Raw genomic sequence first — 16,882 nt, 5'->3', positions numbered from 1 at the left:
TCACCTGCCGGATCGGGTCGGGGTGGGCGCGGTCGTCCGCGGGGGGTCGGGGCTCTTCTCGGGCGGCTGCCCGGCCGTGTCCGCGGAGGGGCTCGCGGACGGCTCCGGTACGGCGGACGCCGCGGCGGCGGGGGGCTCCCCGGCGGGTGGGCCGGCCGGCGTGGGTGCCGGTTCGACGGCGGGGGCGGTCGCCAGGGAGGGCTCGCCGCGGACGGTGCCGTCGGAGTCGAGGAAGGCCGGGCTGCCTCCCGGGACCATGCCGAGCTCGCGGGCCCGCCGCTCCAGGGAGTCGGGCGCGGACCGGTCGTCCACGTCCCGCTGGAGGGCCTGCTCCTCGTCGGTCAGTTCGGTGGTCTTCTTCCTGAGTTCGCTGAGCTTGAAGGAGCCCTGGTTGAGGGCGGAGTTGAGCAGCAGCAGGGTGATCAGACCGCCGCCGAGCAGCACGACGACGAGCAGGACGAAGGGGGTGCGGGCGGCGGTGCTCGGCCCCGACGGCATGAGCCGCCCGAGTCGGGCGGCCCGTCCCCTGAGCGGCCCCGTGCCCGTCACGAGATCTCGTCCTCCCGGATGCGCTCCGCGCCCCGCAGCCGGGCCGGGGTCGCGCGGCGGTTCTCGGCGATCTCCTCCTCCGTGGGGAGTTCGGCGCCGCGGGTGAGGAGTCTCAGACGCGGCTGGTAACGCTCGGGGACGACGGGCAGACCGGGCGGCGCCGTGGTCGCCGCGCCGGCCGCGAAGACCTGCTTGACCAGGCGGTCCTCCAGTGAGTGGTAGGACAGCACCGCGATCCTGCCGTGCACCGCGAGGGCCTTCACCGCGGCCGGGACGGCCTGTTCGAGGACGGTGAGTTCGCCGTTGACCTCGATGCGCAGGGCCTGGAAGGTGCGCTTGGCCGGGTTGCCGCCGGTGCGCTTGGCCGCCTGCGGCAGGGAGTCGCGGATGAGTTCGACCAGGCGGGCGCTGTTGCCGAACGGCTCCCTGTCGCGCTCCCGCACGATCGCGGAGACGATGCGTTTGGCCTGCTTCTCCTCGCCGTACGCGCGCAGGATGCGGACGAGCTCGCCGGGCGGGTAGGTGTTGAGGACCTCGGCCGCGCTCACTCCGGTCGTCTGGTCCATGCGCATGTCGAGCGGGGCGTCCTGCGCGTAGGCGAAGCCGCGGTCGGCCTCGTCGAGCTGCATGGAGGAGACACCCAGGTCGAAGAGGACGCCGTCGACGCGCGGGACGCCGAGTCGGTCGAGGACCTCGGGCAGTTCGTCGTACACGGCGTGCACGAGCGTGGCGCGCTCCCCGTAGGGGGCGAGCCGCTCGCCGGAGAGACGCAGCGCCTCCTTGTCCCGGTCGAGGGCGATCAGCCGCACCTCGGGGAAGCGCTTCAGCAGCGCCTCGCTGTGGCCGCCCAGGCCGAGGGTGCAGTCGACGACGACCGCGCCGGGGCGCTCCAGGGGCGGGGCCAACATGTCCAGGCACCGCTGGAGCATCACCGGGACGTGTCGGTCGTTGCTCAATGCGCCCTCTCAGATCCGGCGCGGCCGGTACGCACCGCCGGGTCCCCGCCCGCTCGCAGAAAGGGGAAGTGCCGGACCGGCGCCGGGAAGGCGCCTCGGCCGGCCGGCGAGCGGGAGGAGGCCGAGCCGTACGTACCGCCGCACACGCGGGGGAGAATCCGCTGAATTCGCTCGATGTCTCCGTGAACTCCGCGTCACTTTAGTCCACTGGACCCGGCGGTCAATCAACCGGCTGGCGCGTCGCGCGGGAGGCCGGCGTTCCCGGTGGATCACCCGTACGGACCCGGGGTCACGAGCCTGTGGGTTAACTCACAACAAGGCGCATTGACGTTCTTTGTCCGCCCTCACAGCGGGCCGCGCACCCTTGTGACCATTACCGTCGTCCTCATGTCGACTTCTGCGCACCCCTCCCCCGCCGCCGCCGACGCCGTACGGACGCCCGGAGCGGTCACCGACCGTCTCATCGAGGCGAACGCGAAGTACGCCGCCGCGTTCACCGACCCCGGCATGGACGCGCGTCCCGTCCTGAACGTCGCCGTCGTCGCGTGCATGGACGCCCGCCTCGACCTGCACAGCGCCCTGGGCCTCGCGCTCGGCGACTGCCACACCATCCGCAACGCGGGCGGTGTGGTCACCGACGACGTGATCCGTTCCCTCACGATCAGCCAGCGGGCGCTCGGGACGCGCAGCGTCGTCCTGATCCACCACACGGGCTGTGGCCTGGAATCGCTCACCGAGGAGTTCCGTCATGACCTGGAGATGGAGATCGGCCAGCGTCCGCCGTGGGCGGTCGAGGCGTTCCGCGACGTCGAGCAGGACGTCCGGCAGTCGATGCAGCGGGTCAGGACCTCTCCCTTCCTGCTCCACACGGACGACGTCCGGGGCTTCGTCTTCGACGTGACGAGCGGCCTGCTCCGCGAGATCGACCCGGTGTGACCCCACAAAACCTGGCATTGCACTCCTTTTCACCCCCGGGCAAGTGACACATCGCGCCACGGGCAACAACAATGCTGCGGTGGCACCTTCCGGAAACCCCCCGGGAGTCGTGTCCCTGTATCGGGGTGGGCCGGGCCGTCAGTCGCGCCAGGTCCGGGGAAAGGGCCGAGGAGGGCCGGGTGACGACCTATGACGATCGAGCGAGCCTCGCGGATCTGACCACCACAGCGGAGCGTGTCCGCAGGTCGGTGGAGGCTGTGATCGAGGGCAAGCCTGAGGTCGTACGGCTTTCGCTGACCGTGCTGCTCGCCGAGGGACATCTTCTGATCGAGGATGTCCCCGGCGTGGGCAAGACCATGCTGGCCAAGACGCTCGCCCGGTCCATCGACTGTTCGGTGCGCCGCATCCAGTTCACACCGGACCTGCTGCCGTCGGACATCACGGGCGTGTCCATCTTCGACCAGCAGCGGCGGGACTTCGAGTTCAAGCCGGGGGCGGTCTTCGCACAGATCGTGATCGGCGACGAGATCAACCGTGCCTCGCCGAAGACCCAGTCCGCCCTCCTGGAGTCCCTGGAGGAACGGCAGGTCACCGTCGACGGGCAGACCTACGAGCTGCCCAGCCCGTTCATGGTGGTCGCCACCCAGAACCCGGTGGAGATGGAGGGCACCTATCCGCTGCCCGAGGCCCAGCGCGACCGTTTCATGGCCCGTGTCTCGATCGGCTATCCCAGCCCCGAGGCCGAGCTCAGGATGCTCGACGTACACGGCGCGCTCTCCCCGCTCGACGACCTCCAGCCGGTGGCGCACGCGCACGACATCCTCAAGCTGATCGAGACGGTGCGCGGTGTGCACGTCGCCGACTCCGTGCGCCGCTACGCCGTGGAGATCGTCGCCGCGACCCGCAGCCACCCCGACCTGCGCCTGGGGGCCTCGCCGCGCGCCACGCTCCATCTCCTGCGTGCCGCCAAGGCGTCCGCCGCGCTCGACGGGCGCGAGTACGTCCTGCCCGACGACCTCCAGGCGCTGGCCGTCCCGGTGCTCGCCCACCGGCTGCTGCCGACGGCGCAGGCCCAGCTCAACCGGCTCACGGCGGAACAGGTCGTCCTGGACATCCTGCAGCGCGCGCCCGTGCCGGCCTCGGCCCCGCCCGCGGGGCCGCCCGCGGGGCCGCCCGCGGGCGCCCGTGTGCTCCACGGCCGGCAGCAGCCCGGGGCCCGGCAGCTGTGAGGCCGACCGCCACCGGGCCGGAGGCAGCTCCGGGCGAGGCACGGGGCGGCCTGCGGGCCGCGCTGGGCGGACTCACCACGCGTGGCCGGTCCTTCCTCGCCGCCGGTGTCGCCGCCGCGATCTGCGCCTACGTCCTCGGCCAGGGGGACCTGCTGCGCGTCGGACTGCTGCTCGCCGTGCTGCCGCTGATCTGCGTCGGTGTGCTCCACCGCACCCGCCACCGTGTCGCGGGCAGCCGTCGGCTCTCCCCGCAGCGTGTCGCGGTCGGCTCCGAGGCCCGGGTGCACCTGTGGGTGGAGAACGTCTCCAAGCTGCCCACCGGGTTGCTGATGCTCCAGGACCACGTGCCGTACATGCTCGGGCCGCGGCCTCGCTTCGTACTGGACCGGGTCGAGGCGGGCGGACGGCGCGAGGTGTCGTACCGGGTCCGTTCGGATCTGCGCGGCCGCTTCCCGCTGGGCCCGCTCCAGTTGCGGCTGAGCGACCCCTTCGGGATGTGCGAGCTGACCCGCTCGTTCAGCGGCCACGACACCCTGACCGTGGTGCCCCGGACCGAGCCGCTGCCCCAGGTGAGGCCGGCCGGCGAGTCCGCCGGCCACGGGGACGGCGCGCACCGTTCGCCGGCGCTGGCCGGCGACGACGACGTGATCCCGCGGGCATACCGCCACGGCGACGACCTGCGGCGGGTCCACTGGCGCTCCACCGCGCGCTACGGCGAGCTGATGGTGCGTCGTGAGGAGCAGCCGCAGCGGGCCCGCTGCACGGTGCTGCTCGACACCCGCGCGCTCGCCTACCAGGGCGCCGGGCCCGACTCGGCCTTCGAGTGGGCCGTCTCGGGTGCCGCCTCCACTCTGGTGCACATGCTGGAGCGGGGCTATTCCGTCCGGCTGCTCACCGACACCGGCACCACGGTGCCGGGCGAGGGCGCCGAGGGGTTCGCCGGCTCCCCGCAGGGCTCGGCCGAGGCCGCCGGTCTGATGATGGACACGCTGGCCGTCGTCGACCACTCCGACGGAGCCGGGCTCTCACGCGCCCACGACGTGCTGCGCGGCGGGAGGGAAGGTCTCCTGGTGGCGTTCCTGGGCGACCTCGACGAGGAACAGGCGGCGCTGGCCGCCCGGATCCGGCGGCGCAGCGGCGCGGCCGTCGCGTTCGTCCTGGACAGCGGCACCTGGCTGACCGGTGGCGCGATGTCCGGGGCGGTCGAGGAACGGCTGCGGCAGTTGCGGGAGGCGGGGTGGACGGCGCTGGCCGTGCCGCCCGGCGCGCCTCTCGCCGAGCTGTGGCAGGAGGCCGGCGGGGTGCGTACCCGGCACGCCGCGGGCGACACCCGAGGAGGACGGTCATGAGCGGGCGGGGCCGGCTGACGGTGGGGGCCTTCGCCGCGACGCTGCTCGCGTCGGGCGCGTTGCTGCCCCTGGTGAAGCCGGCGGTCTGGATCTTCGCCGCGGCACTGCTGCTCGCGGTACAGAGCGGGGTCGGCGCGCTGACCCGGCGGGTACCGCTGGCCCGGCCGCTGACGATCGCGGCCCAGGGCGTCGTGACACTGCTGGCACTGACGGTGCTCTTCGCCCGCGAGGAGGCGTTCCTCGGCGTGCTGCCCGGCACGGCGGCCTTCGCGCGGTTCGCCGACCTGTTCCAGGCGGGGGCCGCCGACGTGGGCCGCTACGCCATCCCCGCTCCGGACACCGAGGGCATCCGGCTCATCCTGGTGTGCGGTGTCGTGGTGATCGGGCTGCTGGTGGACACGCTCGCGGTGACCTTCCGGGCCGCGGCCCCGGCCGGTCTGCCCCTGCTCGCGCTGTACTCGGTGGCGGCGGGACTCTCCGGCGGCGACGCGAGCCCGCTGTGGTTCCTGGCCGCGGCCTCCGGCTATCTGCTGCTCCTGCTCGCGGAGGGCCGGGACCGGCTCTCCGCGTGGGGGCGGGTGTTCGGGGGCGCGTCGCGCACCGGACCGCCCGGGTCGGGCGCCTCCGAGGGCGGGCAGGTGCTCGCCCCGGTGCGGACCGGCCGGCGCATCGGCGCGGTCGCGACGGGGATCGCGCTGGTGGTTCCGCTCGCCCTGCCCGGGTTCACCGGCGGGCTGTTCGACGGCGCCGGCACCGGGCCGGGCGCCGGCGGCAAGGGTGGCACCGTCTCGGCCGTGAACCCGCTGGTGTCGATCCAGGACGACCTGCGGCAGCCCGAGGACCGCGAGGTGCTCCGCTACCGCACCAACTCCCCCGACACCGGGGGCATGTACCTGCGGCTCGTGGCGCTCGACGAGTTCGACGGCACCTCCTGGAAGTCCTCGGTCCGGCCGATCCAGGACGTGCCCGAGCTGCTGCCGTGGCCGAACGGGCTGGCGCAGGACGTCCGGACGCGGGAGGTGACGAGCAACTTCGTGGCGTCCCCCGCGTACGAGCAGAAGTGGCTGCCGATGCCCTATCCGGCGTCCCGGGTCACCATCGGCGGGCGCTGGCGCTACGAACCGGTCGGGCGGATGCTGGTCGGCGACGCCGACCAGACCACCAAGGGGGCGGAATACCAGGTGACCAGCCTGGACGTACGGCCCACGGCGGAGCAGCTGGCCGCCGCGTCGCCGCCCTCGGTGGATCTCCGCGAGGAGTACACCCGGGTCCCGGACTCGCTGCCCGCGGACGTGCGGACCACCGCCGCCGCGGTGACCGAGGGGGCGCGCAACGACTACGAGCGGGCGGTGAAGCTCCAGGACTGGTTCGCGGTCGACGGCGGTTTCCGCTACGACGTCGAGGTCGAGTCGGGCACGGGGGTCCAGGCGATCTCCCGCTTCCTGCGTCAGAAGGAGGGCTTCTGCGTCCACTTCTCGTTCTCGATGGCGGCGATGGCCCGCTCGCTGGGCATCCCGGCCCGGGTGGCGGTGGGCTTCATGCCGGGCACCACCCAGTCCGACGGCACGATGTCGGTGGGCATCCGGGACGCGCACGCCTGGCCCGAGCTGTATTTCGAGGGTGTCGGCTGGACCCGGTTCGAGCCGACACCGTCACGCGGCTCCACCCCGGAGTACACGCGGGCCCAGTCCCCGACCGGTACGCCCACCGGGCCGGCGCAGCCGGAGCCCGGCGCCTCGGCGCAGCCGTCCGCCGCGCCGAGCGCGGCGGAGAGCTGCCCGCCGCGGCTGCGGCGGCTCGGCGAGTGCGGTCAGGAGCAGGCGACGGGCGCCGCTTCCTCGGGCGGTGACGGGATGCCTCCGCTGACGGTCGCGCTGATCTGTCTGGGGGCGGCGGCGGTCCTGCTGCTGCCGCTGACACCCCTGTGGTGGCGCACCCGGGTGCGGGCGCGGCGGCTCGGCTCCACGGGGCGCGCCGCCGAGGACGTGGTGGCCCGGACACTCGCGGCCTGGCGGGAGATCGAGGACACGGCCTGGGACCACGGGATCGTGCCGGACGAGTCGCTGACGCCCCGCGGGCGCGCCGCGCGGGTCGTGCGGCGGGGCGGGCTGGAGGGCGAGGCGGCCGACGCGGTGCACCGGGCGGCGGGCGCGCTGGAGGAGGTCCTCTACGCTCCGGGGCCTCGGTCGGCCGCGGTCCCGGCGGCGGACGTGGCCCTGGTCAGGGCGGGCTTCCACACGGCCTCCGGCCGTCGCGTCCGGCTGCGCGCCCTGCTGGCCCCCCGTTCGGCCGCCAGGGTGCTGTGGTCGGCCTCGGACCGGTGGGCGTCGCTGGCGGACGCCTGGTCGGCCCGGCGGCGGGCGCTGACGGCGCGGGCCATGGCGCTGGTGCGCCGCCCGTCGCGCGGCGAGGGCTGAATCCGGCGCCGGTCCGTTCCTCCCGCCGTCGGCCTGGGTGTCCCCGGGCCGTCGGCCGGGCGGGGACGGCCACGCTGGGACGGCTGCTCGCGGGCCGGTGCTCGTCGGGGCTCGTCGGCCCGCGCCACAGCGGGGGCCGACACCGGCCCGCGAGCGGGAACGCGACGAGCCCCGTGGGGCCGGACCACCCGGAGGTGCCGGCCCCACGGGGCTCGGTGTCGTGTACGGAGGTGCGGCCTCCGCTCAGGGGGCCGTCAGTGGCCGCCCTGCTGCTCGTCACGGCGGCGCTGCCACCGTTCCTCGATGCGATGCATCATCGAGCGGCGCTGCCGGGACGGACGGCCGCCGGCCGCCTCACCCGCCACCTGCTGCTCGCCCGGCTTGGGAGCCTTGCGCCATCCGGTGACCGCCAGGACCGCGCAGCCCAGCATGACGAGGAACCCCACCACGCTGATCCAGATCTGCTGGGCGACCATTCCGGCCATGAGGAGCGCGATACCCACCAGGAAGCCGACGACTGCCTGGTAGACCCGTCGCCGGGTGTACGTACGCAGTCCGCTTCCCTCGAGCGCTGTCGCGAACTTGGGATCTTCGGCGTACAGCGCTCGCTCCATCTGCTCGAGCATTCGCTGCTCGTGCTCCGAGAGCGGCACGGAGTCCTCCTAGTCGTCGGTCGCGGGGGCGACCGGTATGCGGCCCTTTCAGGATAGGCAGGGATTCGCCCCCGTGAAACCCGCCCTCAACGCCAAAACGCCAATCCGGGCCGCCACGCGGTTCGGATGCTGAAGCCTTGATTCCCCAGCGCCCTGCCCGTCATGCCGGTTGGTGTCCCCCGATCATACGGGGACACAAGCCCGATCGGGGGGCCTGTGGCGTACTCCGTGTGCAGCTGCGCCGCTGATCAGCCCGGTGTGGAGAACGCCGCCCGCCCGCCCGGGGGCGTGCCGCCGCCCGGGTGTCAGCCGCGCTTCTCGCCCAGGAGGTGCAGCTGGGTGGCGACGGCGCGGAAGGCGGGCAGCTCGGCGGCTGCCTCCTCCAGCCTGAGCAGAGCCTCCGCGGCGCCCGGCTCGGTGTCGACGAGGGCCCCGGGCACCAGGTCGGCGAAGATCCGTACGCCGTGCACCGCCCCGACCTCCAGACCGGCCTCCCCCGCCAGCTCGGCGAGCTGCTCCGCGGTGAAGCGCCGGGGGACCGGGTCACCGGCGCCCCAGCGGCCCTCGGGGTCGCTGAGGGCCTGGCGGGCCTCGGTGAAGTGGCCGGCCAGCGCGCGGGCCAGGACGGCACCGCCCAGGCCCGCGGCGAGCAGGCTGAGCGCTCCGGCCGGCCGGAGCGCGGCGACCGCGTTGCGCAGGCCCTCGGCCGGGTCGTCGACGTATTCCAGGACGCCGTGGCAGAGGACCACGTCGTACCCCTGGCGTTCGACGACGTCGAACAGGCCGCGCACGTCGCCCTGGACCCCGCTGACGCGGTCGGCGACCCCGGCCTCGGCGGCCCTGCGCTCCAGCGCGAACAGGGCGTTGGGGCTGGGGTCGACGACGGTGACGCGGTGGCCCAGGCGGGCCACCGGCACCGCGAAATTCCCGGAACCGCCGCCCGTGTCGAGGACGTCGAGGCCGTCCTTCCCGGTGGCCTTGACCCGGCGGTCGAGAGCCTCTTTGAGGACGTCCCAGACGACGGCGGTACGCAGGGAGGCGCGCGACGGACGCGACGACGCCTCTCGACCGAAGACAGGGGAAGGGTCCGGCACGGCTGTTGACTCCTCGCTACGGGAACGAACGTCCCCCACCCTATGGCCTCGGGCGGCGTACCCCCCGCTCACCTCACGGCGTCACCGGTGCCCGGCCGGCGGGGCAGGACGGGCTGCAGGACGAGGAGGCGTTCGACCAGGCGCAGGAACATGGCGGCGTCCCGTATCAGGTCGTCGGCCTCCCGCCGGCCGGCGGCGCCGGCGATGCCCGCCTCGGCCCGAGCCCGCCGCTCCGCGCCCGCCGCGAAGAGCGCGCTCCACTCGGCCAGCTCGGGGGCTATCTCGGGAAGCACCTCCCAGGCGCTCCTGATCCGGGCGCGCCTGCGTGGGCTGGTCTCCGGCCTGCCGCGGGCGGCGAGCACGGCCGCGGCGGTACGGAGGGCGGCGAGGTGGGCGGTGGCGTAGCTCTCGTTGGCCACGTCGAGCGCGGCGGCCTCCTCGATCCCGGCGCGGGCCTGGGCGAGCAGGTCGAGGGCGGCGGGCGGCGCCGTGGCGCGGCGCGGAACGGGATGGATGTCGGATGGGGGTCCGACCAGTGCGGGGGCGGTGCGACCGGTGCTGTGGCGCCGGGGCGCCGCTGCCGAGGAGCTGGTCATGACGAGCCTCCTGTCGTCGTGTGACGGCACCGTGGCCGTGTGTGTCCATCGTGCAGGGCGGCACTGACAATCAGCCTGACCTGCCGCTTTGCCTTCGAAGGCGTGAGGGCGCTACTGTTTTTGAACTGACTGGTCAGTTCAAAAACAGGGGATGAGGGGTGGGGGTCCGTGAAAGCGAACCCGAAGGAGCCGCACGGCGCCGCCGTCGTCGCGGAGGGCCTCGGACTGAAAGGGCCGCGCGGCTGGGTCTTCCGCGAGGTCGGCCTCCGGGCCGCGCCCGGCTCGCTCGTCGCGATCGAGGGCCCGTCGGGCTCGGGCCGGACCTGTCTGTTGCTCGCGCTGACCGGCCGGATGAAGACCCACGAGGGACACGCCGAGATCGCCGGACTGCACCTGCCCCGCGGGATGGCCGCCGTCCGACGCCTCAGCGCGCTCGGCCCGGTGCCGGGCGTCAGCGACCTCGACCCCGCCCTCACCGTCGACGAGCACCTGCGGGAGCGCGCGCTGCTCCAGCGCCGCTACGACGGCTCGGTGCGCGCCCTGCTGCGCCCTCCGGCCGAGCGGACCGCGGAGATGCGCGCCCGCATCAGGGAGGCCCTCGAAGCGGCCGGACTCGACCCGGCCACCCTGCCCAAGGCCGGCCGGACCTCCGTCCGGGACCTGGAGCGGCTGGAGGCGCTACGCCTGTCGGTCGCCCTCGCCCTGATCGGCAGGCCCCGCCTGCTGGCCCTCGACGACACCGACCTCAAGCTCTCCGACGCCGACCGGGTCGAGGCATGGGCTCTGCTGCGCTCCGTCGCCGACTCCGGCACGACCGTCCTGGCCGTGTGCAGCGACGCGCCCGAAGGCGCCGTGCGCGTCACCACCGCGCCGGGCGGAACCGCGCCGGAGCCGGACCCGGAGACGAAGCCGGAGGCCCCGGACCGGCGGGACACCGCCGCCGGACGGGCACCCGAGGCCCCGAAGGCCGACGCCCCCGGGGACACCGACACCGACACCATCGAGGAGGGGGCGGCCGATGCGCTCGCCGAGACTGGCCGCGCTTGAGCTCAGGCGCTTCGGCAGGGGAAAACTGCCGGCCGCCGCGCTCATCGCGGTCCTGCTGCTGCCGCTGCTGTACGGCGCGCTCTACCTGTGCTCGTTCTGGGACCCCTACAGCAGGCTCGACCGGATACCCGTCGCGCTCGTCAACGAGGACCGGGGCGCGACCGCGGGCGGCGGGCGGATCGACGCCGGCGCGGACATCACCAAGGGCCTGCGCGAGAGCGCGGTCTTCGAATGGCACGAGGTCAGCGACGCCGAGGCCGCCCGAGGCGTGGAGAACGGCACGTACTACCTCTCGCTGACCATGCCCCGCGACTTCAGCTCGCGGATCGCCTCCAGCTCCGGCGACAGCCCGGAGACCGGAGCCCTCAAGGTGCGCACGAACGACGCGAACAACTACATCGTCGGGCAGATCTCCCGCACGGTGTTCTCCGAGGTGCGCACCGCGGCCTCCACCAAGTCCTCGCGCACGTTCCTGGACCGGATCTTCATCTCCTTCTCCGACATCCACGACGCGACCGCCGCGGCCGCCAAGGGTGCCGACCAGGTCAAGGACGGCGTGGACAAGGCCAAGAAGGGCTCCAAGAGCCTCGCGGACGGGCTGAAGGACGCCAAGAAGGGCAGCGGCGACCTGGCCTCGGGCCTCAGGAAGCTCGACAAGGGCGCAGGCGACCTGGAGACCGGCGCCCGGCAGGTCTCCGCCGGGACCCAGGCCCTCGCCGACCGGGTCAACGGCACGGCCGGCCAGGTCCGCCCGTTCCTGAAGGACAACGGCAAGTCGATCGGCGACACCGCCCGGCTGGTCTCCGACTCGGTCCAGGCGGTCCGCCACGACCTGGACGACCTGGTGCGGCGCGCCCCGCTCGCCCGCAGCGCCGCGCACCTGGCCGACGACCACCTGGAGGCACTCCACAAGAAGGAGTGCGTGGACAACCCGCTGCCCGACCCGCGGACCTGCCCGGTCCTGAAGGAGGCCAAGGTCAGCGCGGACGACGTGGCGAAGATCGCCGACGATCTGCACGAACTGACCAAGGACCAGACCGGCGACCTCAAGCGCTTCGACGGCCGGCTGGCCACCCTGCAGAAGCAGGCGGACGCGCTGGCCGAGGCCGCACCGCATCTGGACGAGGACCTCGAGGACGCCGTCAAGAAGGTCAACGCGCTGAACAGCGGCGCCCAGAAGGTCGCCAAGGGCGCCGACGACCTGCACACCGGACTCACCGGCGCCCGTACCGGCTCCACGAACCTGGACACCGGCGTCGGCAGGCTCAAGAAGGGCGCCGGAGACCTCGACGGCGGTCTGTTCAAACTGGCCGACGGCTCGGGCGAGCTCGCCACCGGGCTCAACGACGGTGTCGACAAGATCCCCGACTACGACCAGCGTGACCGGGACCGCCGCACGGCGGTCATGGCCGACCCCGTCGAACTGGCCTCGCAGTCCCTGCACAAGGCACCCAACTACGGCACCGGATTCGCCCCGTACTTCATCCCGCTCTCCCTCTGGGTCGGCGCGATGGTGGCGTACATGGTGATCCAGCCACTCAACCGGCGCGCCCTGGCCGCCGGCGCCTCCGCCCGGCGGATCGCGCTGGCCGGCTGGTTCCCGGTCGCGGCGATCGGGGTGCTGCAGGTCGCCGCGCTGATGTCGGTCCTGCACTGGGGCCTGGGCCTGCAGATGGCCAGGGCGGCCGGAACCGTCTCCTTCCTGGTCCTGGTGACCTGTTGCTTCGCGGCGATCATCCAGTGGCTCAACGCCCGCTTCGGCGCGGCGGGCCGCATCCTGGTGCTCGCGGTGCTGATGCTCCAGCTCACCTCGGCGGGCGGCACGTACCCGGTACAGACCAGCCCCGGCTTCTTCGGTGCGATCCATCCGTTCCTGCCGATGACCCATGTGGTCGAGGCGCTGCGGCGGCTGATCACCGGCGGCGGCCTGGGACCGGTCTGGCAGGCATGCGCGGTCCTGACCGCGTTCACGGTGGGCGCCCTGGCGCTGACGGCCGTCTCCGCCCGCCGCAAGCAGGTGTGGACCATGGACCGGCTCCACCCGGAACTGTCCCTGTGACATCCGCCGGACCTGTGAGAATCGTCTCCATGGACAGCAGCAGCACCAGACGCCGGGCCACCCGCGCGAAGCTCTACGAGGCCGCCGTCACCCTCATAGCCGAGCAGGGCTTCTCGGCGACCACGGTCGACGAGATCGCCGAACGCGCGGGGGTCGCCAAGGGCACGGTCTACTACAACTTCAAGAGCAAGACCGAGCTCTTCGAGGAGCTGCTGCGGCACGGCGTGGGCCTGCTCACCGCCTCGCTGCGGGACGCGGCCGAGGAGACCGGGCGGCGGGGCGGGAGCCGGGTCGACGCGCTGGACGCCATGATCCGGGCGGGCCTGGTCTTCATCGACCGCTACCCGGCCTTCACCCAGCTGTACGTCGCCGAGCTCTGGCGCACCAACCGCGCCTGGAACTCGACCCTCCTGGTGGTCCGCCAGCAGGCGGTCGCGGTGGTCGAGGGAGTGCTCCGGGAGGGCGTGGAGGCCGGCGAGCTGAGCGAGGAGATCGACATCCCGCTCACGGCGGCGGCGCTGGTCGGCATGGTGCTGGTGGCCGCCCTGGACTGGCAGGCATTCCAGAGCGAGCGGTCGATCGACGACGTGCACCGCGCGCTCTCCCGTCTGCTGCATGGCCGGGTGAGCGGCCGCTGAGGACCCGCGCCCGGGACCGGGCCCGCCCCGGCAGCCCGGCCCGGTCCACCGCCGGGAACGCGAAGACACCGGTTCCGGCGAGGCTCGATCCCCCCGAGCCTCGCCGGAACCGGCGGTCCTCCCCCCGTCCCCCGTGAGCACCCCCGTGCCCCCCGCGCACCCCCGTGCCGGCAGGCGCGCGGTTCCGTACCGCCGCCCCGTGCCGGCGGTACGGAACCGCGCCCCTTCCGTGCCCCCACTCTCCCGTCCGCGCAGGTCGGAGCCCATCCGTGCGGCTACTCATCTCCGCGCCTAGGTACGCGTACTCAGCCGTCCGTGCCGATCCCCACCCGCACGCGGCCACCACTGACTACGATCGCGTCCGTGTCCGTACTCCCCCTCGTCTTCACCAGCGGCTGGGCGAGCGGGATCAACGCCTACGCGGTGGTCCTGCTGCTCGGTCTCTTCGGCGTGACCGGCCTCAGCGACGAGGTGCCCGCCCCGCTGGAGCGCACCGACGTCCTGATCGCCGCCGCCGTGCTGTTCCTCTGTGAGGCGGTGGCGGACAAGATCCCGTACGTCGACTCCCTCTGGGACTCCTTCCACACCGTGATCCGGCCGATCGCCGGCGCCGTGGTCGGCGCCCTGATCGCCGGGCAGTCGGGATCGCTGCCGGAGCTGGCCGCGGGTGCGGTCGGCGGTTCCACCGCCCTGCTGAGCCACGCCGTCAAAGCCGGGACCCGGATGGCGGTCAACACCTCACCCGAGCCGTTCTCGAACATCGCCCTGAGCCTGGCCGAGGACCTCGCGGTCGCGGGCATCGTGACCTTCGCGATCTTCAACCCCCGGGCGGCGTCCGCCGTCGTGGCGGTCCTGCTGGTGCTCGGTCTGGTGATACTGGGCTTCCTCGCCCACCGCATCCGCCGTTTCCTGCGCCGCAGGGCCCAGCGGCGCGAGGAGCGGCGCCTGGCCTCGGCGGAGGCCGGGGTCGTGGTCCCGCCCGGCTGACCGGGCGGCCGACGGAGGCCGATAGGGTCCCTGACATGGCACGGATTGTGGTGATCGGCGCCGGGATGGGCGCCATGGCGGCCGCCGCCCGGCTGGCCGTGGCCGGCCACCGGGTGACGGTGTACGAGCGCGCGGCGACGTACGGCGGCGCGGTCGGCCGGTACACGCGCGACGGGTTCGGCTTCGACACCGGCCCCGGTCTGCTGCATCTGCCCGCGGTCTACCGGGACCTGTTCGTCAAGACGGGCAAGGAGCCGCTGGAAGACCTCGTCACGCTGGCCCAGGTCGACCCGGCCAGCCGTCATGTCTTCGCCGACGGCACCCGGGTCGACCTGCCGAACGCCTCCCGGGCCGGCACGGTCGCCGCGCTGGACGCCGCGCTGGGCACGGGGGCCGGTGAGCGCTGGGGGGACTTCCTGGTCCGCGCCCGCGAAGCCTGGGACCGCACCCGCCGCCCGCTCCTGGAGGAGCCCCAGCCCCGGGACACGACGGCGCTGGCCCGCGAGCCCTATCCGGGCCGGAAGACGGGCCCGCTGCGCCGGCCGACGACCACGCTCGGCCGGATCGGCAGCCGCGAACTGGGCGATCCCCGGCTGGCCGCGCTGCTCGACGCCCATGCCTGGTCCTACGGATTCGACCCGGCCACCGCCCCGGCCTCGGCCGCCGTCCTGCCGTACATGGAGCAGACCTTCGGCACCTGGTACGTCGGCGGGGGCATCCGGGCCCTGGCGGACGCCGTGTACGAGCGCTGCCGGAAGCGACGGGTGGAGTTCGTCTTCGGGGCCGAGGTCACCGGGGTCCGCGAGGAGGACGGCCGGGCGGCCGGGATCGAACTGGCCGGCGGCGAAGTCGTCGGGGCGGACCATGTCGTCGCCGGGGCACCGGTTCCCTCGCTCTTCCGGGAGCGGGTCGTGTCCCGTGAGCACCGGGATGACCGGCCCCTCCCCCTGTCCCCGGGGACGGGCCGGGTGACGCTCTGTCTGGCGTTGCGCGGCGCGCGGGAGGCCGGAGCGGTGCACCGCACGGTGGTCCACGCGACGGCGGACCGGCCCATCGTGACCGTGCTGCGACCCGACGACGCGAGCCTGCGCCCCGACGCGGAGCACGAGTCGGTGACGGTCACCTCGACCGTACGGACGGACGGCGCGGCGGACGGGGCGGGGCACGCCGAGGGGATGCTGGCGGCTGCCGAGGCGGCCGTGCCCGGCCTCCGCGAGCGCCTGCTGTGGCAGGAGGTCCGGACGCCGCGGGACACCCTGCGGGAGACGGGCTGCGCCGAGGTGCCCGGTCCGGCGCTCGCGGGGGCGGAGGGGCGTTTCCTGCCCGCGCCCAACCTCTCCCCGCTCCCCGGCCTGTACTTCGCGGGCGGCTGGTCCCACCCGGGCGGCGGGCTGGCGCACGCGGGCATGTCGGGCGCACTGGTCGCGGGGCTCGTCGTGGAGGGCGCGGACTTCCGCGGCTCGCGCTGACCTGGGGCGACGCCGTCGTGCGGGCCGCCGGCGGACGGCGTCGGGCGAGCCCGATCAGGCTCAGTAGCGGTGGTGTGGGTCGCTCTCGTGCGGGTCGTGGCCGCCGTGCCCCCACTCCTGCCGCGCGGACTGCTCGTCGTCCCGCTGCTGCGGCACCCACACGCCCCCGGGCGGCGTGTCGTAGCTGTACGAGGCGGAGTAGGGGTCATAGGGCTGCTGCGCGCCGGTGCCGTAGTCGTACGAGGCGTACTGCTGACCGTCCGTGCCCGGACCGATGTACGGGTCGGAGTAGGCGGCGTAGTGCTGCCCGGTGCCGTAGTCGTAGCCGGGCCGCTGCTGGGCCGACGGGTCGTAGCCGGCGGCGTAGGCGTCGTGGCCGGTGTCGTAGCCGGGCCGCGTCTCCTCCGGCTGTTCCCGTCCGCCGGCGGACTCGTAGGAAGTGTCGTAGGAGGACTCGTAGGAAGTGTCGTAGACGCCGTACGAGCCGGTGTCCTCGGGGAGCGGCTCGGGCTCGTGGACCACGTCGGTCCCGTCCGGGGCGGGGTCCACCGGCTCGTAGGAGAGGTCGGTGACCTCCAGGTTCGGCCGGGCGGCCGGCGGGCCGGACCGGCGGCGCCGGCTGGCTCCCGGGCTCCCGCCCAGGGCCCAGCCGGTGGAGAAGCCGCGGCGGAACGACAGAGTGACGTATGCCTGTCCCACGGCGAAGGTGACCGCTCCCGCGATGATCACGGCAACGGAGGGCAGCAGGACCCCGACGACGACGGCCAGGAAACCGCTGAAGGCCAGCAGCCGCCAGCGCAGCCGCGCCTTGTACTGGAGCAGCACCTCGCCCAGCAACCACAACGCGACGATGCCGAACGCGATGTAGAGGACCGTCCACCCCATGCCCGCCCCTCTCCTCCG

General features: G+C 73.8%; 15 protein-coding genes. 9 read left to right on the top strand and 6 right to left on the bottom strand.

Annotated elements, in window-relative coordinates; translation table 11 throughout:
- On the bottom strand, positions 1 to 498 hold the full coding sequence (locus OG393_RS24760; protein ID WP_327378533.1) for an FtsB family cell division protein: 498 nt from the start codon (positions 496 to 498) through the stop codon (positions 1 to 3).
- 47 nt (positions 499 to 545) lie between these two features.
- Positions 546 to 1,505 carry a 16S rRNA (cytosine(1402)-N(4))-methyltransferase RsmH gene (rsmH, locus tag OG393_RS24755; protein ID WP_327376900.1) on the bottom strand — a complete coding sequence of 320 codons (960 nt, stop codon included), beginning with the start codon at positions 1,503 to 1,505 and terminating at the stop codon, positions 546 to 548.
- A gap of 387 nt (positions 1,506 to 1,892) precedes the next feature.
- On the opposite strand from rsmH, the gene OG393_RS24750 reads away from it, so the two are divergent.
- From OG393_RS24750 to OG393_RS24735, 4 genes are all read left to right on the top strand, one after another.
- A complete protein-coding gene (locus tag OG393_RS24750; protein ID WP_327376899.1) occupies positions 1,893 to 2,441 on the top strand; it encodes a beta-class carbonic anhydrase in 549 nt (182 codons plus the stop codon).
- Between the two features lie 179 nt (positions 2,442 to 2,620).
- Positions 2,621 to 3,670, top strand: coding sequence for an AAA family ATPase (locus OG393_RS24745; RefSeq protein WP_327376898.1), 1,050 nt, complete (start codon positions 2,621 to 2,623; stop codon positions 3,668 to 3,670).
- Positions 3,667 to 5,019 (top strand): DUF58 domain-containing protein, encoded by a 1,353-nt coding sequence (locus OG393_RS24740; RefSeq protein ID WP_327376897.1) that lies wholly within the window; start codon positions 3,667 to 3,669, stop codon positions 5,017 to 5,019. Before OG393_RS24745 ends, OG393_RS24740 begins: the two co-directional genes overlap by 4 nt.
- Positions 5,016 to 7,436 carry a transglutaminase family protein gene (locus tag OG393_RS24735; protein WP_327376896.1) on the top strand — a complete coding sequence of 807 codons (2,421 nt, stop codon included), beginning with the start codon at positions 5,016 to 5,018 and terminating at the stop codon, positions 7,434 to 7,436. The genes OG393_RS24740 and OG393_RS24735 overlap by 4 nt, the downstream gene beginning before the upstream one ends.
- A gap of 254 nt (positions 7,437 to 7,690) precedes the next feature.
- Here OG393_RS24735 and OG393_RS24730 read toward each other — a convergent pair whose 3' ends face one another.
- The 3 genes from OG393_RS24730 to OG393_RS24720 all read right to left on the bottom strand — a co-directional run bounded on the left by OG393_RS24730 (position 7,691) and on the right by OG393_RS24720 (position 9,779).
- A complete protein-coding gene (locus tag OG393_RS24730; RefSeq protein ID WP_327376895.1) occupies positions 7,691 to 8,089 on the bottom strand; it encodes a DUF3040 domain-containing protein in 399 nt (132 codons plus the stop codon).
- Between the two features lie 305 nt (positions 8,090 to 8,394).
- A complete protein-coding gene (locus OG393_RS24725) occupies positions 8,395 to 9,183 on the bottom strand; it encodes a methyltransferase (protein WP_327376894.1) in 789 nt (262 codons plus the stop codon).
- A 68-nt stretch (positions 9,184 to 9,251) separates the two neighbouring features.
- Positions 9,252 to 9,779, bottom strand: a complete 528-nt coding sequence (locus tag OG393_RS24720; protein WP_327376893.1) for an SAV_6107 family HEPN domain-containing protein — start codon at positions 9,777 to 9,779, stop codon at positions 9,252 to 9,254.
- A gap of 168 nt (positions 9,780 to 9,947) precedes the next feature.
- Here OG393_RS24720 and OG393_RS24715 point away from each other — a divergent pair, with 168 nt between their 5' ends.
- The 5 genes from OG393_RS24715 (at position 9,948) to OG393_RS24695 (ending at position 15,979) form a co-directional block, all read left to right on the top strand.
- Positions 9,948 to 10,826, top strand: a complete 879-nt coding sequence (locus OG393_RS24715) for an ATP-binding cassette domain-containing protein (protein ID WP_327376892.1) — start codon at positions 9,948 to 9,950, stop codon at positions 10,824 to 10,826.
- On the top strand, positions 10,798 to 12,885 hold the full coding sequence (locus OG393_RS24710; RefSeq protein WP_327376891.1) for a YhgE/Pip domain-containing protein: 2,088 nt from the start codon (positions 10,798 to 10,800) through the stop codon (positions 12,883 to 12,885). The genes OG393_RS24715 and OG393_RS24710 overlap by 29 nt, the downstream gene beginning before the upstream one ends.
- Positions 12,886 to 12,914: 29 nt before the next feature.
- Positions 12,915 to 13,523: a TetR/AcrR family transcriptional regulator gene (locus OG393_RS24705; protein ID WP_327376890.1), complete on the top strand. Its 609-nt coding sequence runs from the start codon at positions 12,915 to 12,917 to the stop codon at positions 13,521 to 13,523.
- 363 nt (positions 13,524 to 13,886) lie between these two features.
- Positions 13,887 to 14,510, top strand: a complete 624-nt coding sequence (locus tag OG393_RS24700; RefSeq protein WP_327376889.1) for a DUF4126 domain-containing protein — start codon at positions 13,887 to 13,889, stop codon at positions 14,508 to 14,510.
- Between the two features lie 35 nt (positions 14,511 to 14,545).
- Entirely contained in the window at positions 14,546 to 15,979 is a 1,434-nt protein-coding gene (locus OG393_RS24695; RefSeq protein ID WP_327376888.1) for a phytoene desaturase family protein, read from the top strand.
- A gap of 60 nt (positions 15,980 to 16,039) precedes the next feature.
- Here the strand turns inward: OG393_RS24695 and OG393_RS24690 are convergent, their stop codons facing one another.
- Positions 16,040 to 16,864, bottom strand: coding sequence for a hypothetical protein (locus tag OG393_RS24690; protein ID WP_327376887.1), 825 nt, complete (start codon positions 16,862 to 16,864; stop codon positions 16,040 to 16,042).
- Between the last annotated feature and the right edge of the window lie 18 nt (positions 16,865 to 16,882).

The organism is Streptomyces sp. NBC_01216, from assembly GCF_035994945.1.
In the GTDB taxonomy this organism is placed as follows: Bacteria; Actinomycetota; Actinomycetes; order Streptomycetales; family Streptomycetaceae; genus Streptomyces.
This window is presented reverse-complemented; position numbering and strand designations above follow the sequence as displayed.